The sequence below is a fragment of the Phreatobacter aquiterrae genome, from assembly GCF_053471285.1.
The window spans coordinates 39160-59589 of sequence record NZ_JBJPHW010000006.1; the positions used below are offsets into that span (position 1 = coordinate 39160).

Genomic DNA, 20430 nt, shown 5'->3' on the forward strand with positions numbered 1-20430 from the left:
GACAGGTTCATGACTGACATTCACGACGTTCTCGTTCTCGGTGCCGGCATGGTCGGCGTCTCGACGGCGCACCATGCCCGCATGCGCGGGCTCAACGTGGTCCTCATCGACAGGCGCGAGCCGGGCGAGGAGACGAGCTTCGGCAATTCCGGCGTCATCGACGGCGGCAATCTCTACCCCGTGGCCATGCCGCGCGACGTGCCGACGCTGTTCCGTCACGCGCTGAACCGCCAGACCGCCTCGCACTATCATCTCGGCGCCCTGCCGCAGGTGGCCCGCTGGATGTTCGACTACTGGCGCTGGTCGGCGCCGGAGAAGCTTGAGGAGACGGCGCGGGTCATGCGGCCCTTCTTCGCCCAGGCCGTCGAGACCCACCGCGAGCTCATGGCGGTCGCCGGCGCCGAGCGCTATTTCCGCCAGACCGGCTGGCTGGAGCTCTACCGCCGCCCCGAGAGCCTCGCGGCGCAGGACCGGCGCCTCGCCCTGTCGCGTGAATACGGCATCGACAACGTCAAGCTCACCCACGCCGAGACGCTGGAACTGGAGCCGCATCTGAAGGGCACCTTCGCAGGGTCCATCTGGTGCAAGGGCGCCGACACGGTGTCGAGCCCCGGCGGCGTCACCAAGGCCTATGCGGAGGCCTTCGTGACGCAGGGCGGGCGCTTCGTCATCGGCGATGCGATGACGCTGGAGAAGGTGACCGGCGGCTATCGCGTGCAGACGGCCGACGGTCCGGTCACGGCGCGGCAGGTGGTCGTCGCCCTCGGCATCTGGTCGAAGGCGCTGGTGGCGAAGTTCGGCTATTCCGTGCCGCTTTCGGCCAAGCGCGGCTATCACCGGCACTACAAGCCCGCCGGCAACGCCTTCCTCAACCGGCAGGTCTGCGACGAGGACGTCGGCTACGTCCTCTGCCCGATGGAGCAGGGCATCCGGCTGACGACGGGCGTCGAGATCGCGCTGCCCGAGGCGCCATCGACCCCGGTGCAGGTGGAGCGGGCGTTCCGCTCGGCCCGCGACCTGTTCGACCTCGGCGAGCCGGTCGAGGCCGAGCCGTGGATGGGGCGGCGGCCGGCGACGCCGGATTCGCGGCCCGTCGTCGGGCCGGCTCCCCGCCACGAGGGGATGTGGTTCGCCTTCGGGCACGGTCACTGGGGCTTCACGCTCGGCCCCGCCACCGGCAAGGCGCTCGCCATCGCCATGCAGGGCGCGCCGCAGCCGCTCGATCTCTCGCCCTACCGCATCGACCGCTGGAAGCAGCCGGCCTGAGGCGGCTCTCAGACGCTGAGGTCGAAGAGGCGCAGAGCCGGGGCCGGCATGGCGCCGTTGCGCGAGGGCCGGGCGACGTCCACCGCGGGCACGTCGTTCGCCTGTTCGGCGGATGCCAGCGAGCCGCCGAGCACGACGGCCGGCGCAATGGCGCGGCCGGCGCGCGAATCGAGCTGCTCCTGTTTTGCAGGGTCGCCGGTGACATTTTCCGGGTTCAGCCCCCGCCGCGCATCGCTGACGTCGGCGCTGGTGGTGCAGACAAAGCCGTTGACCATCTCGATCATGGGTCGATGCGTCCGTTCGAAGTTCCCATTCCCCAAGGTCAGCCATGGCAGAAGGGTGGCGCCGTGGCCAGCGTAGCCTCCGGGCGTGGTGTGCCGGGCGTGCAGGCGATCCCGTCAATTGTCCGGATCCGGGGCATCGACAGGCATCCGGAGGCATGGCTTAGTCGGGCTGTCGCACGTCTGGATGGATCCGCATGTCCTTCGAAACCTGGCTCGCCTTCGTCGCCGCCTCCGCCATCCTGCTGGTCATTCCCGGCCCGACCATCCTGCTCGTCGTCTCCTATGCGCTGGGACGTGGGTGGAAGACCGCCTTTCCGATGGCCGCCGGGGTGGCGCTCGGCGATTTCACCGCCATGACCCTGTCGATGCTCGGCATCGGCGCGCTACTGGCGACGTCGGCGACGGTGTTCACCGCGCTCAAGTGGATCGGCGCGGCTTATCTCGTCTGGCTCGGCATCAAGCTGTGGCGCGCCGGCGGGGCGCTTGCCGCGGAACCGCGGCAGGATGCGGCCTCCAGCCCCAAGATGCTGGGCCATGCCTGGCTGGTCACGGCGCTCAACCCGAAGAGCATCACCTTCTTCGTGGCGTTCCTGCCGCAGTTCCTCGACCCCAGGGCCGATTTCTGGATGCAGATGGCGATTTTCGAGGCGACGTTCCTGACGCTCGCCTTCGCCAATGCCCTCGGTTACGCGCTGGTCGCCTCGCGAGCCCGCAAGGCCGTGCGCGATCCGCGGACCATCGGTGTGGTCAACAAGATCGGCGGCTCGATGCTGATCGGCGCGGGGGTCGCAACGGTCGCGATGCGCGCAGGGCAGAACTGAGGCTCAGCGCGGACCGAAGGACTGCTTCCAGGACGGCAGGGCGCCGGGGAAGGGCAGGGCCTCCGCCTCATAGACGGCGCGCGCGCAGGCCCGCGCCAGCACCGAGGCCGCCGTCGCGCCGATCACCGCCATGTCGCGGGCATAGTCCTCGACCGGCCTTGCGCCGGTGGCCGCGGCGAAGACCGTGTCGCCGTCGAGCGGCGTGTGGATCGGGCGGATGGCGCGGCCGAGCCCGTCCTGCGCCATGACGGCGAGATGCATCGCCTGGCCCTTGTCGAGCACTGCATCGGTGACAACGAGGGCGATCGTCGTGTTCTCCGGACGGGCGCCCTTCAGCTTGATGGCGCCGGCATCGGCGGGCCAGGGGGAGGGCAGTCCGAGGCCGCCGAATTCCGCGCCGACCTCGTCGGTCGCCGCCCAGAACCGGCCGCTCGACCCGATGGTGGCGCTGCCGACCGCATTGACGATGACGATGGCGCCAACCCGGTGGCCCGTCGGCGCGAGCGCCGAGGCCGAGCCGATGCCGCCCTTGAGGTCGGCCGTGGTCGCGCCGGTGCCGCCGCCGACGGTGCCGAGGGCGACGGGGCCGGCGGTCGCCGCCGCTGCTGCCTGATAGCCGAGGTCGCGATAGGGCGAGAAGCGGCCCCAGGCCTTGTCGCCGCCGCTCAGGAGATCGAAGACGATGGCGCCGGGCACGATAGGCACCCTCATTGGGCCTATCGCGAAACCGCGGCCATTCTCGGCCAGCCAGGCGCTGACCCCGCCGCAGGCGTCGAGCCCGAAGGCCGAGCCGCCGGAGAGCACCACGGCATCGACGGTCTGCACCGTCCTGTCGGGGCGCAGCAACTCGGTGTCGCGGCTGCCGGGCGCGCCGCCGCGCACGTCCACGGCGCAGACGGTGGGCTCGTCGAAGATGATCGCGGTCGTGCCGGTGGCGCGGGCGGGATCGGTGGCGTGCCCGACCTTGAGGCCGGGAATGTCGGAGAGGGTGTTGGATGCCATGCTCATCACGGCGGATCACGCCTGTGCGATTGGTCCATGTCAACGCTTTCGCTCGTCCCCTCCGACATATAGACAAACCCGAATGGCTCGCCGCAGGCCGGCAGCCGCGCGCATGGCGGAACGTGAATGCCCGACGTCACCCTCACCGCGGCCCTGATCGCGGGCCTCGTGAGTTTCCTGTCGCCCTGCGTCCTGCCGCTGGTGCCGCCCTATCTCGTCTATCTGACGGGCGCGACGCTCGACGATCTCGCGGATACCGAGGCGAACCCGGCCCTGGTCCGGCGGGCTGTCCTGCTGGCGCTGGTCTTCGTCGCCGGGTTCACGACCGTGTTCGTGGCCATGGGCGCCTCCGCATCGCTCATCGGCGCCTATGTGCGCATGTACTCGGCGACGCTGTCGATGCTGGCGGGCGTCGTCATCATCGTCATGGGCCTGCATTTCCTCGGGCTGTTCCGCATCCCGTTGCTGTACCGGCAGGCCAAGGTCCACATGGCGCCGCCCAGGGCCGGCCCGGTCGGCGCCTATCTCATGGGGCTTGCCTTCGCCTTCGGCTGGACGCCCTGCATCGGTCCCGTGCTGGCGGCGATCCTGGCGGTGGCCGCTTCGGAACTGACCATCCACAAGGGCGCGGGACTGCTGGCGGTCTATTCGCTCGGTCTCGGCATTCCCTTCGTGCTGGCGGCCTTCGCCATCAAGCCCTTCCTGCGGTTCGCCGCCGCCATCCGCCATCGTCTGCGCGTCATGGAGATGGTGATGGGCGGCCTGCTCGTGCTGACGGGCTTCGCCTTCCTCACCGGCCAGATGTCAACGATGGCCTTCTGGCTGCTGGAGACCTTCCCGGCGCTCGGGGCGATCGGCTAAGCGGCGCCTCGGCGCCGGCCGGCCCTTTCTGCACCTTGTACGGGCTCTGTGGCGTGCTCGTCCCCGCCTTCGGGGCGACGTTCTATGGAAAAACCCGCCCGGATCGCTCCGGGCGGGTCTTGCGTTGGTCGATCGGGTCGTCAGAACGGCATCAGTTCTCGAAGTAGGAGACCTTGCCGTCCGGGCCGGCGCGCCAGGAGTACATCACGTAGTCGGCGCGGGTGATGTCGCCCTTCTTGTCGTAGGAAATGTCGCCGATCACCGTCTTGAAGACGTGGCCGGTGCGCATGAACTCGGCGATCTTGCGCGGGTCGACCGAGTTGGTGGCGACAGCCGCCTGCTGCATGATCTGCACGGCCGCGTAGCTGTAGAGCGTGTAGGCCTGCGGCTCGAACCGACGGGCGGTGCGGAACTTCTCGACGATGGCGCGCGCCTCGGGACGGTTGCGCGGGTCCGGCGGGAAGGTCATGAGCGTGCCGGTGGCGCCGGGGCCGGCGATGGCGGCGAACTCGTTGTCGGCGATGCCGTCACCCGACATCATCGGGGCGTTGAGGCCCTGGTCGCGCATCTGGCGGACGATCAGGCCACCCTCGGTGTGCAGGCCGCCCCAGTAGACGACGTCGACATTGGCCGCCTTGAGCTTGGAGATCAGCGCCGAGAAGTCCTTCTCGCCGGTGTTGACTGCTTCGTAGATGACCTCCTTGAGGCCGGCGGCGTTCATCGCCTTCTGCGTCTCGTCGGCGAGGCCTTTGCCGTAGGTCGTCTTGTCGTGGACGATTGCGACGCGCTTGCCGGCGAACTGGCGGGCGAGATAGGCGCCGGCCACCGCGCCCTGCTGGTCGTCGCGACCGCAGGTGCGGAAGACGTTCCACAGGCCGCGCTCGGTCAGGCGCGGGTTGGTCGAGGCCGGCGAGATCGCCAGCACGCCGTTCTCGGCATAGACTTCCGAGGCCGGAAGGCTGACGCCGGAGTTGAAGTGGCCGACGACCCATTTGACGCCGTCGCCGACGAACTTGTTGGCGACACTGACGCCCTGGCGGGGATCGGACACGTCATCGCCGACCGACAGGACCAGTCGCTGGCCGAGGATGCCACCGGCCGCGTTGATGTCTTCGACGGCCTGCTCGACACCGTGGCGCAACTGGGCGCCGAACGATGCGTTCGGACCCGTGATCGGGCCGGCGACACCGAGACGGATCTGCGCCTGGGCGGGAACCGCCAGGGCGAGACCCAGACCGAGCGTCAGCCCGGCGAGGAGTTTGGTCTTCATCTCTCATCCTTCCCAAGAGGGGTCACGTGGTGGCCGAGGCCGCCGCGGAGAACGGCGCAAGCCGTCCTTAGCGAGGATCGAACACCCTTTTCAGGGACTTGTCAGCCCATCCGAAGACATCTGATGTCGCATCAGGTGTTGTCCGGAGGGGAGGACAGCGGGGCCGGCCGTTCCACCCAGGTGAGGGGGCCGGTGCGTTCGTAGAGCCACCAGTACTGGTGCGCCATCTGGCCGGCGCGCGTCATGCGCCAGGCCAGGAGCCCGATCGCCGTCACGACGATCGTGTCCACCACGTAGTAGCGAAGCGAGAGGAGCGTGCCCTCGAACAGGGCGAAATGGGCGAAGCGCACCGCCAGCCCGACGATCAGGAGATAGACGATCGTCTGCGGCACGTCGCGCCAGGTCTCGGCGCAGGCCTTGCCGGTCATGAAGGCGAGCCCGCCGCCAAGAATGAGCGTGACCAGCAGGAACAGCCAGATCGAGGGTTCCTCGTAGAGAATGCCCTGCATCAGTGCCGCCCTCCTTCGAGATAGGCGGCGCGCACCTCCTCGCGGGCGAGAAGCTCCTTGCCGGTGCCGGACATGGTCACGGTGCCGTTGACCAGGACATAGCCGCGGTGGGCGAGCTTCAGCGCGTGATAGGCGTTCTGCTCCACGAGGAAGACGGTGAGGCCCTCCTGCCGGTTGAGTTCGCGGATCGCGTTGAAGATGCCGGAGACGATGAGCGGGGCGAGGCCGAGGGACGGCTCGTCGAGCAGCAGCAGCTTCGGCCGGCTCATCAGGGCGCGGGCGATGGCCAGCATCTGCTGCTCGCCGCCGGACAGCGTGCCGCCGCGCTGGTCACGGCGCTCCTTGAGGCGCGGGAAGAGGGCGAAGACCTTCTCCAGGTCGTCGTCGAAGAAGGCGGGGTCGGTGAGGGACGCCCCCATCTGGAGGTTCTCATAGACCGACATGCGCGGGAAGATGCGGCGTCCCTCCGGCGACTGGGCGATGCCCATGCGCATGATCAGGTGCGTCGGCAGTCGCGTGATGTCCTGGCCGTCATAGACGATGGTGCCGCGGCGGGCCTGGGGCGAGCCGCAGATGGTCATCATCAGGGTCGACTTGCCGGCGCCGTTGGCGCCGATCAGCGTGACGATCTCGCCGCGGGCGACGTCGATGTCGATGCCCTTGAGCGCCTGGATCGAGCCGTAGAAGGTCTCGACGCCGCGGGCGGTGAGGAGCGCGGTCAAAGGCCCACCTCCGCCTCGACCTTCTCCACCTCTGAGTCGTCGACGCCCAGATAGGCGGCGATGACCTTCGGGTCCTCGCGCACCTCGGCCGGCGTGCCGTCGGAGATCTTGATGCCGTAGTCGAGCACGACGACGTGGTCGGAGATTTCCATGACGACGCTCATGTCGTGCTCGATCAGCAGGAGCGAGGTGCCGTGCTCCCTGCGGATGAAGCGCAGGAGCTCGTTGAGCACGAGGCTCTCGCGCGGATTGAGCCCGGCGGCGGGCTCGTCGAGGCAGAGAAGCTCCGGCTCCGTACACATGGCGCGGGCGATCTCCAGCGCCCGCTGCGGGCCGTAGGAAAGGTCGCCGGCCGGATCGTCGGCGCGGTCGGTGAGCCCGGTCTTGTCGAGCCAGTAGGCGGCCTTGTCGATGGCGGCCTTCTCGGCCCTCGCGTAGGACGGCAGGCCGAGAATCCCGCCGATCGACCAGGAGGAGGCCGTCATCAGCGGATTGTGCTGGGCCACCAGCAGGTTCTCCAGCACGGTCATGCCCGAGAACAGGCGGATGTTCTGGAAGGTGCGCGCGACCTTCGCCTCCTGGGCGATGCGGAAGTCCGGCAGGCGCTCGAGATACTGCTCGCCGCCGTCGGCATGACGCATGACGATGCGGCCCTGGCTCGGCTTGTAGAAGCCGGTGATGCAGTTGAAGACGGTGGTCTTGCCGGCGCCGTTCGGGCCGATGACGGCAGTGATGTCGCCGCGCCGCGCCTCGAAGGACAGGTCGTTGACGGCAACGAGGCCGCCGAAGCGCATCGTCAGGTGTTCGACGGTGAGGATAGCCTCGCTCATCCGTGGCCCTCCTTGACGTGGTCGGAGGAGACGGCACGCCGGCTCTTCAGGAAGGCGGTCGGCATGCGCGTCGAGACGAAGCCGCGCGGCTTCCAGATCATGATCGCCACCATGGCGAGGCCGAAGATGAGCATGCGGTACTGGACCGGGTCGAAGTCCCTGCCGAAGATCGCCTTCATCCAGTCGAGCTCGCGCAGAAGCTCCGTGCCGCCGATCATCGCCACGGCGGCGATGGCGGTGCCGACCAGCGATCCCATGCCGCCGAGAACGACGATGGCGAGGATCACCGCCGATTCCATGAAGGTGAAGCTCTCGGGCGAGATGAAGCCCTGCCGCGCGGCGAAGAAAGACCCGGCGAAGCCGCCGAACATGGCGCCGATGGCGAAGGCGGTCAGCTTGGTGTTGACCGTGTTGATGCCGAGGGAGCGGCAGGCGATCTCGTCCTCGCGCAGCGCCTCCCAGGCGCGGCCGACGGGCAGCTTGCGCAGCCGGTTCGACACCCAGGCGGTGAGCAGCGCCAGGCAGACGATGACGTAATAGAGGAAGATGGTGCGGTGGACGGGGGTGAATTCCAGGCCGAACGTCGCCGCGAAGCCCTTGTCGGAGGCGTTGAAGGGGATGCCGAAGAAGGAGGGCCGCGGGATGCTGGAAATGCCCTCGTAGCCGTTCGAGAAGGCCGTCCAGTTGATCAGGACGAGGCGGATGATCTCGCCGAAGGCCAGTGTGACGATAGCGAGATAGTCGCCTCGCAATCGCAAGACCGGGAAACCGAGCAGCACCCCCCAGAAGGCGGCGAGCAGCCCGGCGACGGGCAGGCAGATCCAGAAGGCCCAGACGCCGAGGCCCGGGAAGGTGGCGGGGATCACCTGCGTCGCCAGGATGGCGTAGGCATAGGCGCCGACCGCGTAGAAGGCGACATAGCCGAGGTCGAGCAGGCCGGCGAGGCCGACGACGATGTTCAGGCCCCAGGCCAGCATCACGTAGATGAGGATCTGGATGCCGAAATTGTCGATCCATTTCAGCGCGCCCGAGCTGCCGGTCAGCGACAGGATCATCATCGGATAGACGAAGAGGGCGACGAGGGCTGCCGGCGGAAGCCCGGCGGAGACGACGGCCGGCAGGCGGAACTTCACCCGCGGCGCCGGCGCCTCCTGCGAACGGGTGTGCAGGTAGAGAGATATGAGGAAGCGCCCGGCGCCGACGATGAGCACGACGAAGGCGATCAGGTCGTAGCGCGTCTCGACGATCAGCCGGTTCTGCATGTCCTGCGTCGTCTTGAAGCCGAGCAGGGGGCCGAACACGCCGAGCGCGATGATGGCGGCGAAGAGGGCCTCCTTCAGCGCGCGGGCGACGGGCGTCTGCACGCTGGCGGCCGATGCCGGGGACGGTTCGGAAACAGTCGTCACGCGCTCAGACCTTCTCGACGTCAGGCCGGCCGAGGATGCCCTGCGGCATGAAGATCAGGACGATGGCAAGGATGGAGAAGGCAGCGACGTCCTTGTATTCGACCGAGAAATAGGCCGACCAGAACACCTCGATGAGGCCGATCAGGAGACCGCCGAGAACTGCGCCGGGGAGGGAGCCGATGCCGCCCAGCACCGCGGCGGTGAAGGCCTTCACCCCCGGCGTGAAGCCGTCGGAGAAGTTCACGACGCCGTAATAGACGAGGTAGAGCGTGCCGGCGACGGCGGCCAGCGCCGCGCCCATCACGAAGGTGATGGAGATGGTGCGGTCGACGTCGACGCCGAGCAGGGCGGCCATCTTGCGGTCCTGCTCGCAGGCGCGCTGCGCGCGTCCGAGCGGGGTCTTGGCGACGACCCACCAGAAGACCCCCAGCAGCGCCGCCGTGACCACGACGATGAGGATCTGCTTGTAGGACAGCGTCACCTGGTAGCCGCCGGCGGCCGACAGCACGAAGACGTTGTTGAGGATCGGGTCGATGGCCTTGTTGCGCGGCCCCTGCGCCACCTGGACGAAGTTCGACAGCACGATGGACATGCCGATGGCGGAGATCAGCGGGGCGAGGCGGAACGAGCCGCGCAAGGGGCGGTAGGCGACGCGCTCGATGGTCCAACTGATCAGCGATGTGAAGACCATGGCGATGATGAGCACGATCATCAGGGCGATGAGGATGGAGCCGACGCCGAGCCAGGTCGTCAGGATCATCAGGGCGATGAGCGCGATGAAGGTGGAGACCATGAAGACATCGCCATGGGAGAAGTTCACCATGCCGATGATGCCGAAGACCATCGTGTAGCCGATGGCGATGAGACCGTAGATCGATCCCAGCGTGACGCCATTGATCAGCTGCTGGAAGAAGACTTCCATGCCGCCACCTTCCCACTCTGTCCCCTACGGCGCGGGATAGCGCCGCGATGGTCCCCGGCGCCGGCCGCCTCTGCGGGCGGTCCCTGCGACGGACCCAACGACCTATCGGTAGCAAGCGTCCCGATAAGTCACAATGGCGACCCGGCAATTATTCACATGGGGTCGCGGTGGGCGGCGCCCTCAACCTTAATCACCGAGAGTTCAGCCGCATGCATTGGCTCCGTGGCCGCGGCAGGCCTATATCATGCGGGTAACAGAGGGCCCCCGGATGGACGGTGGAACGAACCGCACGATGATCCCCGGCGTGCTGGCCGCGACGCCGCAGGCCTATCGCGACGGCATGGCGCATGTCGCCGGGCACGTGCACGTGATCACCACGGGCGGGGCGGCCGGCACCAGCGGCTTCACGGCCATCGCCGTGGCCTCGGTCTCCGACGATCCGCCGATGCTCCTCGTCTGCCTCAACCGCAAGTCGGCCAATGGCGCGCTGATCGAAGCGAACGGCGTCTTCGCCGTGAACGCGCTCCCCGCCGGCGCCGAGAACCTCGCCGAGACCTTCGCCGGCCGCCGTGGCCTCACCGGTGCCGAACGCTTCCGCGAGGGGCGCTGGACGCCGCTCGCCACGGGATCGCCGACGCTCGATTCGGCGCTGGTCAGCTTCGACTGCCGGCTGGTCGAGATGCGGACCATGGCCACGCACCACATCGTCATCGGCCAGGTCGAGGCCGTCAGGATCGGCCCGGCGGGCGCCGCGCTGGCCTATTTCGACCGCGCCTACCGCCCGATTCCGCGCTGAGCCGGCCGGCGCTCAGGTCTTGAGACCGAGTTCGGCGAAGACCTCCTTGGCCTCCTTCATCGCCGTATTGGCCGCGGGCACGCCGGCATAGACGGCGATCTGCAGGATCACCTCCTTGATGTCGTCGGTCGTCACCCCGTTGGAAAACGAGGCGCGGCAGTGCAGGCGGAACTCCTCCCAGCGGCCGAGCGAGGCGCAGATGGCGAGGACGAGGAAGCTGCGCGTCTTCCGCTCCAGGCCCGGACGGGTCCAGATCTCGCCCCAGGCGTAGCGGGTGATGAAGTCCTGGAACTCGGTGGAAAAGCCGTCGCGACCGGCAAGCGAGCGGTCGACATGGGCATCGCCGAGTACCGCGCGGCGGACGGCAAGGCCCTTCTCGAAGCGTTCTGTCTCGTCCATGGGAGGCTCCTGTTGGTGGCGGAGGGCTGCATCGGTGGAAGTGCGTCCTTCGAGGCTCGTCTACGCCTCGCACCTCAGGATGAGGCGCGTGGTGTGTGGCATCAGGGAGTGCAAGGCGCGGCGAACTGGACGGTCAGTACGTGCAATCCACCACCCTCCTCATCCTGAGGTGCGAGCGAAGCGAGCCTCGAAGGACGCACTGACCGTCTTGCCGGCGATCACGGCCGCAGGAAGCCCATCACCGCATCGGTGAAGGCCTTCTCCTGCTCGATGTTCGACAGGTGGGCCGCGTCGAGTTCGACATAGCGCGCGCCGGGGATCGCCGCGGCGATGTCACGGCCCTTCTCGGGCGGCGTCGAGCCGTCATGGGTTCCGGAGATGACCAGGGTCGGCAGGCGGATCGAGCGGATCGCCTCGCGCTGGTCCATGTCGCGGATCGCCGCCGAACAGGCGGCATAGCCCTCCGGCGGCGTCGTCTCCAGCATGGCGACGACGCGCGCCACTGCGGCGGGGTCCGCCTCCTGGAAGCGCTTGGTGAACCAGCGGTCGACGATGTTGGGAATGAGCGGCGTCATGCCCTCCCGCTTCACCGCGGCGATGCGCTGATTCCACATGTCGACGGCGGGCATGGAGGCGCTGGTGTTGCACAGGACGAGACTGGTGAAGCGAGCGGCATGGTGCGTGCCGGCCCACATGCCGCTCATGCCGCCCATGGACAGGCCGCACCAACGGGCTGTCGCGATGCCGAGGTGGTCGAGCAGTTCCACAGCGTCGAGTGTCAGGCGGGCGAAGCTGGTCGGGCCGACCTTCACCTCGCTCTCGCCATGGCCGCGCTTGTCGTAGCGCACCACGCGGAAGTCGCCGGAGAAGGCCGGCATCTGCGGGTCCCACATCTCGAGCCGGGTGCCGAGCGAGTTGGAGAGCAGCAGGGCGGGCTTGTCGCCGCCGCTGTCCGCGTAGCGCAGCGACAGGCCGTCGGACGTGGTGAAGCGGGCCATGAATGCTCTCCTGCCGGGTCGGTGGCGCGAGAGACTAGGGGAGAGCCGCGACATTGCAACGGGGAGGACGATGCGCGCTTCGCGGGGCCGGCCTGCACTCCGGCGAGGTTCCAGCTTGACGCTCCGTTCAGAACGGGTCCAAACTGCAATTCCCGACGAAAACAGGGCGTTTTCGGCGTGGGAGCCGGCGTCAAAAAACAAGAATCAGTCCAAAGGCGCCCAGTTTGATGGATTTTGAGGAGGAACGCCCATGCCGACGGTGACCCTGACGGTCAACGGACGATCGGTGACGGCCGACGTCGATGTGCGCACACTGCTGGTGCAGATGCTGCGCGAGAACCTGCACCTGACCGGAACCCATGTCGGCTGCGACACGTCGCAGTGCGGCGCCTGCGTCGTTCATGTCGACGGCAAGGCGGTGAAGTCCTGCACGATCTTCGCGGTCCAGTGCCAGGGCGCCGATGTCGTGACGATCGAGGGCCTCGCCCAGGACGGCAAGTTGCACCCGATGCAGGAGGCCTTCCGCGAGCATCACGGCCTGCAGTGCGGCTTCTGCACGCCGGGCATGATCATGTCGGCCGTCGACATCGTAAACCGCAAGGGCGCGGTGGACGAGGCGACGATCCGCGAGGAGCTGGAAGGCAACATCTGCCGCTGCACCGGCTACCACAACATCGTCAAGGCGGTCGAAGCCGGCGCGCAGGCGATGACCGGCACGGCCCCCGCCCGTCAGGCCGCGGAATAAGCGGCGCCACAAGCCGCAACCGCACGCCTGATCCACAGTCCAGAGGTCCGCAGGGAGGATCGTCATGACAGTCACCGCCATCGGTGCCGCCGTTCGCCGCAAGGAAGACCACCGCTTCATCACGGGCAAGGGCCAGTATACCGACGACATCAACCGTCCCGGCCAGACGCACGCCTTCTTCCTGCGCTCGCCGCATGCCCACGCCACGCTCAAGAGGATCGACACAGCCGCTGCGAAGACCATGCCGGGCGTGGTCGCGATCTACACCGGCGACGATGTCGCGGCCGACAAGGTCGGCGGGCTCATCTGCGGCTGGATGATCCATTCCAAGGACGGCACGCCGATGCGCGCCGGTCCCCATCCGATCCTGGCCCAGGGCAAAGTGCGCTATGTCGGCGACCATGTCGCCGTGGTCATCGCCGAGACACTGTCGCAGGCCAAGGACGCGGCCGAGGCGATCGTGGTCGACTACGGTGTGCTGCCGGCCAATGTCGACACGGCAAAGGCGCAGGGCGGCCCGGAAGTCCATTCCGAGGCGCCGAGCAACACGGTTTACGACTGGCACATCGGCGACAAGGCGGCGACCGAAGCCGCCTTCAAGGCGGCCAAGCACATCACCAGCCTCGACATCGTCAACAACCGCCTGGTGCCCAACGCCATGGAGCCCCGGGCGGCGGTCGGCGAATACGATGCCGGCAACGACGCGCTGACCCTCTACACGACGAGCCAGAATCCGCATGTCGCCCGCCTCGTGCTCTCCGCCTTCATTGGCATCGCGCCGGAACACAAGCTGCGCGTCATCGCCCCCGATGTCGGCGGCGGCTTCGGCTCGAAGATCTTCATCTATGCCGAGGAGACGGTCTGTGTCTGGGCCGCGCGCAAGTGCGGGCGTCCGGTGAAGTGGACCGCGGACCGCACGGAGGAGTTCCTCTGCGTCGCCCATGGCCGCGACCACGTCACGCGGGCGGAACTGGCGACCGACGCCGAGGGCAAGATCACCGGCCTCAGGGTCAAGACCATCGCCAACATGGGCGCGTATCTGTCGACCTTCGCCTCGTCGGTGCCGACCTATCTCTACGCGACTCTGCTGTCGGGCCAGTATGCCATTCCGGCCATCTATGCTGAGGTGGACGCGGTCTATACCAACACCGCGCCGGTCGACGCCTATCGCGGGGCGGGGCGGCCGGAGGCGACCTTCGTCGTCGAGCGACTGGTGGAAGTGGCGGCGCGCGAGATCGGCATGGACCCGGCGGCGTTCCGGCGGCGCAACTTCGTCTCGAAGTTCCCGCACCAGACGCCGGTCATCATGATGTACGACTGCGGCGACTACAAAGCCTCGCTCGTCAAGGCCATGGAGATGGCCGACGTGAAGGGCTTCGGCAAACGCCGCCGCGAGGCCGCCAAGCGCGGCAAGCTGCGCGGCCTCGGCTACTCCACCTATATCGAGGCCTGCGGCATCGCGCCGTCACAGGCGGTCGGCTCGCTCGGTGCCGGCGTCGGCCTGTGGGAATCGGCTGAGGTCAGGGTCAATCCCGTGGGGACGGTCGAGGTCCTTACCGGCTCGCACAGCCACGGACAGGGCCACGAGACGACCTTCGCCCAGCTCGTCTCCGCGCGGCTCGGCATCTCCATCGACAATGTCTCCATCGTCCACGGCGACACCGACAAGGTGCAGTTCGGCATGGGCACCTACGGCTCGCGCTCGGGCGCGGTCGGCATGTCGGCGATCTCCAAGGCGCTCGACAAGATCGAGGCCAAGGCGAAGAAGGTCGCCTCCCACGTGCTCGAGGCGGCGGAAGCCGACATCGACTTCAAGGACGGCATGTTCACCGTGAAGGGCACCGACAAGTCGGTGGACTTCGGCACGGTGGCGCTGAACGCCTACATCGCCCACAAGTTCAATCCGCAGGAGCTGGAGCCCGGCCTGAAGGAGGGATCGTTCTACGATCCGACCAACTTCACCTTCCCGGCCGGCTGCCACATTTGCGAGATCGAGGTGGACCAGGACACCGGCGTCGCGACCATCGCCAAATGGACGGCAGTGGACGATTTCGGCAATGTCATCAACCCGATGATCGTCGAGGGCCAGGTCCATGGCGGCATCGCCCAGGGCATCGGCCAGGCGCTGCTGGAAGGCGCCATCTACAACACCGACGGCCAGCTGGTGACGGCCTCATTCATGGACTACGCCATGCCGCGGGCCCATGACCTGCCGTCCTTCGACGTCGGCATGACGGTGACGCCGTGCCCGTCCAATCCGCTCGGCATCAAGGGCTGCGGCGAGGCGGGCGCCATCGCCGCGCCCGCCGCCGTCATCAACGCGCTGACCGATGCGCTGGGGACCGAGGACGTGCCGATGCCGGCGACGCCCCTGGCCCTGTGGACGGTCATCACCAGGCAATCCAAAGCCGCGATCGCGGCCGAGTAAGGTTCGGAGAGGTCACATGTATCCTTTCAAATACCAGAAGGCCGCCACCGTCCGCGGCGCCGTCTCGCTCCTGAACAAGGCCGAGGATCCCAAGCTGCTGGCTGGCGGCCATACGCTGATCCCGACCATGAAGCAGCGGCTGGCCAGCCCCAAGACGCTGATCGACCTGTCGGGCGCCGGCCTGTCGGGCATCGAGCAGAAGGGCCGCAACATCGTCATCGGCGCGACGACGACCCATGCCGAGGTGGCGAATTCGCCCATCGTGCAGCAGGCGATCCCGGCGCTCGCCGCGCTCGCGGGCCATATCGGCGATCCGCATGTGCGCCATCGCGGCACCATCGGCGGCTCGGTCGCCAACAACGACCCGGCCGCCGACTATCCCGCAGCGCTGATGGCGCTGGGGGCCGTTGTCCACACCAGCAAGCGCAAGATCCCCGCCGACGAGTTCTTCGCCGGCATGTTCTCCACCGCCCTGGACGATGACGAGGTCATCACCAAGATCGCGTTCCCGATCCCGGGCAAGGCGGGCTACGTGAAGTTCCCGAACCCGGCCTCGCGCTATGCCATCGTCGGCGTCTTCGTCGCCAAGAAGGGCAGCAACGTGCGCGTCGCCGTGACGGGCGCTGGCTCCGGAGGCGTTTTCCGCCATGCGGACATGGAGGCGGCGCTGTCGAAGCGCTTCAATCCGAAGTCTCTGGAGGGCGTCACGACGCCGGCCGCCGACATGAACGGCGACATCCACGCCTCGGCCGACTATCGCGCCCATCTGGTGGGCGTCATCGCCAAGCGCGCGGTGGCGGCAGCCACAGCCTGATCGGTCACGACTTGTTAGAGGGGAAGCCGGGGCGACAGCTCCGGCCTTTCCGATTCAGCGGCCTCAGTTCGTGGCCTGGCCGAGGCGGTGGATCCGGAGGGTGCCGACAGGCTCGCCGTTGGCGTGGTAGGCGACGCAGCGCAGCGCGCCGATGGGACCGGCGACGTCGCGGTCGCGCGAATGGTCCTGCGTGAGGAGCGGATAGCACTGGTCGGCGCGCGCGACGGTGCGGAGCGTGCGCCAGCCGCGCGACAGCTCGGGATTGACGGCCATATATTCCAGCTTCACGTGGTCGGGACGGTTCGGGTCGATCATCCGCCGGACGCTGCCGGTCACCAGCGAGGCCTCTTTCGGGAAGAAGAGGTAGAGCGCCAGGAGGCCGCCGGCGAAGGCCAGCAGGAGGGTGGTAAGGACCGTGTTGTTGCGCATGGCGATCTCCGATGTGGAAACGCTGGGGCAACAAAGCCTTATCATGCAGCTCTTAATGAAAATTCGATTCGATTGCATATCATTCGTGTGACGGCGGGTAACCTCTGTGCCGGTCGCTCTGCCCGCTCGCGCGGACCCGGCTGTTGCCGGGCGTTCATCCGGGTTCCCCTATGTTTCCGGCGTGGCGCCGCAAATTCGCCCGACGGCGCCGCCAAACTCGGCTCCGAACAGCGGGGCCGAAGCCCCCGTTCCTTGAGAGGGTCGCGCGCATGAAATCCCCCGTCATCGCACTCGCCTTGGTTTCGCTCACCGCGCTTCCGGCGCTCGCCCAGTCGCAGGGGCAGGTCTCGGCGGACTACGCAGTCACCTTCCTCGGCCTGTCGATCGGGCGCGGCACCATGGTGTCGACCACGGACGGGCGCAGCTACCGGACCACACTCGAGGCGCGGGTCACCGGCATGGCGGCGATGTTCGCCGGCGGCACCGGCACGGCGACCTCGACCGGGCAGATCAGCGGCAATGCGCCGGTTCCGGCCAGCTTCAACGTCGAGATCCGCTCGGGCGGCAAGGTCGAGACGACGCGCATCGGCATGGCCGGCGGCAATGTCACATCCGTCGAGCGCAACCCGGACAAGCCGCCGCATACGCGGGCGACGCCGGTGCTGCCGGAGCACCTGCGCGGCGTGGTCGATCCGCTATCGGCCGGAATCTTCGTCGTCGGCGGCACGGGGCCGGTGACGGGCGCTGCGGCCTGCGAGCGGCGGTCGCGCATCTTCGGCGGCCGCGAGCGCTTCGACCTCATCTACTCCTTCGTCGAGACCCGGCAGGTCGACATCGGCGGCTACAAGGGCGAGGCGGCGATCTGCCGCGTGCGCTTCGAGCCGATCGCCGGCTACCGCCCGGACCGCAACGACATCCAGAGCGCGCGCCGCCGGTCGGCGGAGGTGGTGCTGGTGCCGGTGCGCGGCACCCGCCACCTCATCCCGGCGAAGATCACGCTGACGACCGGCTACGGCACCGGTATCGCCCAGGCCACGCGCCTCGCTCTCGATCCCGGCCTGCCGCAAACGCGACGCGCCTCTGCGGATTGAGGTTCTCGGCATCGCTCCGGCTGCGCTATGGTTCTGCGTCCAGCCGGAGTGCCTTCGTGACATCTGCATCGTCCCATCCGCTTCCCGCCTCCATCGACGAGACTCTCGCCCTGCTGAAGGGCGCCAACTACGTCGCCGACCGCTCGCTCGCGACGGTGCTGTTCCTAGCGCTGAAACTCGGGCGGCCGCTGCTGCTGGAAGGCGAGGCGGGCGTCGGCAAGACCGAGATCGCCAAGGTCCTCGCCTCGGCGCTGGGGCGCAACCTTATCCGCCTGCAGTGCTACGAGGGGCTCGACGTCGCGGCCGCGGTCTATGAATGGAACTATGCGGCGCAGATGATCGCCATCCGCCTTGCCGAGGCCGAGGGCGGCGTCGACAGGGACCAGCTCTCGGCGGGCATCTTCTCCGAGCGCTATCTGGTGAAGCGGCCGTTGTTGCAGGCACTGGAGCCGGACCTGCGCGGACCGCCGGTCCTGCTGATCGACGAACTTGACCGTACCGACGAGGCCTTCGAGGCCTTCCTCTTGGAGGTGCTCTCCGATTTCCAGGTGACCGTGCCGGAACTCGGAACGATCAAAGCGCCGGCGCCGCCCATCGTCATCGTCACCTCCAACCGCACCCGCGAGATCCACGACGCGCTGAAGCGGCGCTGCCTCTATCACTGGGTCGACTATCCCGACGCGGCGCGCGAACTCGCCATCCTCCGCGCCAAGGCGCCGGGGGCGCCGGAGCGGCTGACCAAGGAGATCGTCGCCTTCGTCCAGCGCCTGAGGAAAAGCGACCTGTTCAAGGTGCCGGGCGTCGCCGAGACCATCGACTGGGCGACCGCGCTGACCGAGCTCGACGCCGTCGGCCTCGATCCGCAGGCGGTCAACGATACGCTCGGCGTGCTGCTGAAGTACCAGGACGACATCCAGAAGATGCAGGGTGGCGAGGCCAAGGCGATCCTCGACGAGGTCAGGGCAGGGCGCTGACGCCATGGCTCCGCTGGCACTGATCACCGAACCGGGCCGGATGCCATGGTTGAAAGCCGCCGCCATCGGCGCCGCGCTGCTCGTCGTGCCGCTCGTCTGGTGGACGGCGCTGTGGCTAGCCGGGACGCGCGTGCCGGTGCCTGTTCCCTCCGGCCTGTCGATGATGCTCGTGGTGGTGGCGGCGATCTTCATCGCACCGCTCATCGAGACGGCCGTCCTCGCCGTGCTGCACTGGCTGATCGTGGCGCGCTTCGGCGCCGACCGCGCGATCTTCGTGCTGGCGGCCACGGTTGCGGCGGTGGCCGCCCACATGCCGGTCACGCTGGTGCGAACCCCCGTCACGGCCGCGATCTTCATCGTCTTCGCGCTTCAGTATGCCGGCTGGTGCGCGGCGCGCGGCTGGCGCTCCGCCTTTCTCGGCACGGCACTCGCCCATGCGGTTTACAATGCCGGGTCGCTCATCCTGTCGCCGCTCTGGGCGCTGCTGCTGAGGCCTGCCTGATGGCCCATGCGCTGACCGAAAACATCGCCCATTTCGCCCGCGCGCTGCGCATCGCCGGCCTGCCGGTCGGGCCGGGCACGGTGCTCGACGCGATCCAGGCTGTGGAGGCCGCCGGCATCGGTTCGCGCGAGGACTTCTACTGGACGCTGCATTCCGTCTTCGTGTCGAAGCACGAGCACTCCCTGCTGTTCCGCACCGCCTTCGAGATCTTCTGGAAGAAGCGCCACCTGATGGAGAAGCTGCTCTCCATCCTGTTGCCGGTGGCGCCCGTGCAGCCGGGGAAGCCGGATCCGGTGTCGCTGCGCCTGCAGGAGGCCTTCTTCAAGCAGGCCGAAAGCGTGCCGGTTGAGAGGCCGGAGATCGAGGTGGATGCCAGCCTCACCGTCTCCGACGTCGAGGTGCTTCAGAAGAAGGATTTCGCCCAGATGACGGCGGCCGAGATCGCCGAGGCGAGCCGGCGCGTCGCGGCTCTGGTGTTGCCCGATGACGCCGTTCCGACGCGACGCTTCGCGCCGGACCTCCGGGGGCGCCGGATCGACTTCCGGCGCACGCTGCGCCGCTCCATCGGCGAGGGCGGCGGCATCATCGACCTCGCCCGCCGCGGGCCGAAGACGAAGCATCCGCCGCTGGTGGTGCTCTGCGACATCTCCGGCTCGATGAGCCAGTACACCCGCGTCATGCTGCACTTCATCCACGCGCTGATGGAGAACCGCCGCAACGTCCACGCCTTCACCTTCGGCACGCGGCTGACCAACATCACCCGCATGCTGAAGGCGCGCGATCCCGACGAGGCCCTGGCGGCCTGCACGGCGGGCGTCGACGACTGGTCCGGCGGCACGCGCATCGCCCCCTCGCTGCACGCCTTCAACAAGCTGTGGTCGCGGCGGGTGCTCTCAGGGGGAGCCGTCGTGCTGCTGGTCACCGACGGCCTCGAGCGCGACGGCACGGAGGACCTCGCCCGCGAGGCCGACCGCCTGCACCGCTCCTGCCGGCGGCTCATCTGGCTCAATCCGCTGCTGCGCTTCGACGGCTTCCAGGCAAAGGCCCAGGGCATCCGTGCGCTGCTGCCGCATGTCGACGAGTTCCGCACCATCCACAACATCGCCGCCGTGGCCGATCTCGTGGCCGTCCTCGACGCGCGGCGGTCGGACCGCAGCCATGACCCGCGGCGATGGCTGAAGTCGGCGTGATGAGGGGGCAACCCAGTGCCCTGCATCGGGCAGGTGCGTCCTTCGAGGCTCGCCGGCCGGACGATGCTGGCGCATCGCCGGGGGCTCGCTCCTCAGGATGAGGAGGGGAGAGAATTGCATCAGCGTCTGACAATCGGGAGCGGTGCTCAACGCGCCTCGACCTGCTGCAGA

At 68.1% G+C, this 20430-nt stretch carries 22 protein-coding genes; 11 read left to right on the forward strand and 11 right to left on the reverse strand.

Annotation, left to right across the window (positions count from 1 at the left end; all coding sequences use genetic code 11):
• Positions 1–9: 9 nt before the first annotated feature.
• A complete protein-coding gene (locus ACJ4V0_RS10730; protein WP_448299569.1) occupies positions 10–1266 on the forward strand; it encodes an NAD(P)/FAD-dependent oxidoreductase in 1257 nt (418 codons plus the stop codon).
• Positions 1267–1274: 8 nt separating this feature from the next.
• Here ACJ4V0_RS10730 and ACJ4V0_RS10735 read toward each other — a convergent pair whose 3' ends face one another.
• Positions 1275–1550 (reverse strand): hypothetical protein, encoded by a 276-nt coding sequence (locus tag ACJ4V0_RS10735; protein ID WP_448299570.1) that lies wholly within the window; start codon positions 1548–1550, stop codon positions 1275–1277.
• 194 nt (positions 1551–1744) lie between these two features.
• Between ACJ4V0_RS10735 and ACJ4V0_RS10740 the strand changes: the two genes are divergently transcribed.
• Complete coding sequence (locus tag ACJ4V0_RS10740) at positions 1745–2371, forward strand: LysE family translocator (protein ID WP_448299571.1); 627 nt, start codon at positions 1745–1747, stop codon at positions 2369–2371.
• 3 nt (positions 2372–2374) lie between these two features.
• On the opposite strand, the gene ACJ4V0_RS10745 is transcribed toward ACJ4V0_RS10740, so the two are convergent.
• Positions 2375–3373, reverse strand: a complete 999-nt coding sequence (locus tag ACJ4V0_RS10745; RefSeq protein WP_448299572.1) for a P1 family peptidase — start codon at positions 3371–3373, stop codon at positions 2375–2377.
• Between the two features lie 126 nt (positions 3374–3499).
• On the opposite strand from ACJ4V0_RS10745, the gene ACJ4V0_RS10750 reads away from it, so the two are divergent.
• A complete protein-coding gene (locus ACJ4V0_RS10750; protein ID WP_448299573.1) occupies positions 3500–4234 on the forward strand; it encodes a cytochrome c biogenesis CcdA family protein in 735 nt (244 codons plus the stop codon).
• 151 nt (positions 4235–4385) lie between these two features.
• Here ACJ4V0_RS10750 and ACJ4V0_RS10755 read toward each other — a convergent pair whose 3' ends face one another.
• The 6 genes from ACJ4V0_RS10755 to ACJ4V0_RS10780 all read right to left on the reverse strand — a co-directional run bounded on the left by ACJ4V0_RS10755 (position 4386) and on the right by ACJ4V0_RS10780 (position 9893).
• Positions 4386–5504 (reverse strand): branched-chain amino acid ABC transporter substrate-binding protein, encoded by a 1119-nt coding sequence (locus ACJ4V0_RS10755; protein WP_448299574.1) that lies wholly within the window; start codon positions 5502–5504, stop codon positions 4386–4388.
• A gap of 131 nt (positions 5505–5635) precedes the next feature.
• Entirely contained in the window at positions 5636–6013 is a 378-nt protein-coding gene (locus tag ACJ4V0_RS10760) for a DUF6867 family protein (protein ID WP_448299575.1), read from the reverse strand.
• Entirely contained in the window at positions 6013–6735 is a 723-nt protein-coding gene (locus ACJ4V0_RS10765) for an ABC transporter ATP-binding protein (protein ID WP_448299576.1), read from the reverse strand. Before ACJ4V0_RS10765 ends, ACJ4V0_RS10760 begins: the two co-directional genes overlap by 1 nt.
• On the reverse strand, positions 6732–7565 hold the full coding sequence (locus ACJ4V0_RS10770; protein WP_448299577.1) for an ABC transporter ATP-binding protein: 834 nt from the start codon (positions 7563–7565) through the stop codon (positions 6732–6734). Before ACJ4V0_RS10770 ends, ACJ4V0_RS10765 begins: the two co-directional genes overlap by 4 nt.
• Positions 7562–8971 (reverse strand): high-affinity branched-chain amino acid ABC transporter permease LivM, encoded by a 1410-nt coding sequence (locus ACJ4V0_RS10775; RefSeq protein WP_448299578.1) that lies wholly within the window; start codon positions 8969–8971, stop codon positions 7562–7564. Before ACJ4V0_RS10775 ends, ACJ4V0_RS10770 begins: the two co-directional genes overlap by 4 nt.
• 4 nt (positions 8972–8975) lie before the next feature.
• Positions 8976–9893, reverse strand: coding sequence for an ABC transporter permease subunit (locus ACJ4V0_RS10780; protein ID WP_448299579.1), 918 nt, complete (start codon positions 9891–9893; stop codon positions 8976–8978).
• 268 nt (positions 9894–10161) lie between these two features.
• On the opposite strand from ACJ4V0_RS10780, the gene ACJ4V0_RS10785 reads away from it, so the two are divergent.
• Entirely contained in the window at positions 10162–10689 is a 528-nt protein-coding gene (locus ACJ4V0_RS10785) for a flavin reductase family protein (protein WP_448299580.1), read from the forward strand.
• Positions 10690–10701: 12 nt separating this feature from the next.
• On the opposite strand, the gene pcaC is transcribed toward ACJ4V0_RS10785, so the two are convergent.
• Complete coding sequence (gene pcaC, locus ACJ4V0_RS10790) at positions 10702–11088, reverse strand: 4-carboxymuconolactone decarboxylase (protein ID WP_448299581.1); 387 nt, start codon at positions 11086–11088, stop codon at positions 10702–10704.
• Between the two features lie 218 nt (positions 11089–11306).
• Positions 11307–12086: a 3-oxoadipate enol-lactonase gene (gene pcaD, locus ACJ4V0_RS10795; RefSeq protein WP_448299582.1), complete on the reverse strand. Its 780-nt coding sequence runs from the start codon at positions 12084–12086 to the stop codon at positions 11307–11309.
• Positions 12087–12336: 250 nt separating this feature from the next.
• On the opposite strand from pcaD, the gene ACJ4V0_RS10800 reads away from it, so the two are divergent.
• The 3 genes from ACJ4V0_RS10800 to ACJ4V0_RS10810 all read left to right on the forward strand — a co-directional run bounded on the left by ACJ4V0_RS10800 (position 12337) and on the right by ACJ4V0_RS10810 (position 16073).
• Positions 12337–12831 carry a (2Fe-2S)-binding protein gene (locus tag ACJ4V0_RS10800; RefSeq protein WP_448299583.1) on the forward strand — a complete coding sequence of 165 codons (495 nt, stop codon included), beginning with the start codon at positions 12337–12339 and terminating at the stop codon, positions 12829–12831.
• Between the two features lie 64 nt (positions 12832–12895).
• Positions 12896–15259: a xanthine dehydrogenase family protein molybdopterin-binding subunit gene (locus ACJ4V0_RS10805; RefSeq protein WP_448299584.1), complete on the forward strand. Its 2364-nt coding sequence runs from the start codon at positions 12896–12898 to the stop codon at positions 15257–15259.
• 16 nt (positions 15260–15275) lie between these two features.
• Complete coding sequence (locus tag ACJ4V0_RS10810) at positions 15276–16073, forward strand: FAD binding domain-containing protein (protein ID WP_448299585.1); 798 nt, start codon at positions 15276–15278, stop codon at positions 16071–16073.
• Between the two features lie 63 nt (positions 16074–16136).
• On the opposite strand, the gene ACJ4V0_RS10815 is transcribed toward ACJ4V0_RS10810, so the two are convergent.
• Positions 16137–16502 carry a hypothetical protein gene (locus tag ACJ4V0_RS10815; protein WP_448299586.1) on the reverse strand — a complete coding sequence of 122 codons (366 nt, stop codon included), beginning with the start codon at positions 16500–16502 and terminating at the stop codon, positions 16137–16139.
• 269 nt (positions 16503–16771) lie between these two features.
• Here ACJ4V0_RS10815 and ACJ4V0_RS10820 point away from each other — a divergent pair, with 269 nt between their 5' ends.
• From ACJ4V0_RS10820 to ACJ4V0_RS10835, 4 genes are read left to right on the forward strand one after another with little or no spacing between them, the layout of a single operon-like run.
• Positions 16772–17593 carry a DUF3108 domain-containing protein gene (locus tag ACJ4V0_RS10820; RefSeq protein ID WP_448299587.1) on the forward strand — a complete coding sequence of 274 codons (822 nt, stop codon included), beginning with the start codon at positions 16772–16774 and terminating at the stop codon, positions 17591–17593.
• Positions 17594–17649: 56 nt separating this feature from the next.
• Positions 17650–18567: an AAA family ATPase gene (locus ACJ4V0_RS10825; protein ID WP_448299588.1), complete on the forward strand. Its 918-nt coding sequence runs from the start codon at positions 17650–17652 to the stop codon at positions 18565–18567.
• Positions 18568–18571: 4 nt separating this feature from the next.
• A complete protein-coding gene (locus ACJ4V0_RS10830) occupies positions 18572–19069 on the forward strand; it encodes a hypothetical protein (protein ID WP_448299589.1) in 498 nt (165 codons plus the stop codon).
• Entirely contained in the window at positions 19069–20259 is a 1191-nt protein-coding gene (locus ACJ4V0_RS10835; protein WP_448299590.1) for a vWA domain-containing protein, read from the forward strand. The genes ACJ4V0_RS10830 and ACJ4V0_RS10835 overlap by 1 nt, the downstream gene beginning before the upstream one ends.
• The last annotated feature ends 171 nt before the right edge of the window (positions 20260–20430 follow it).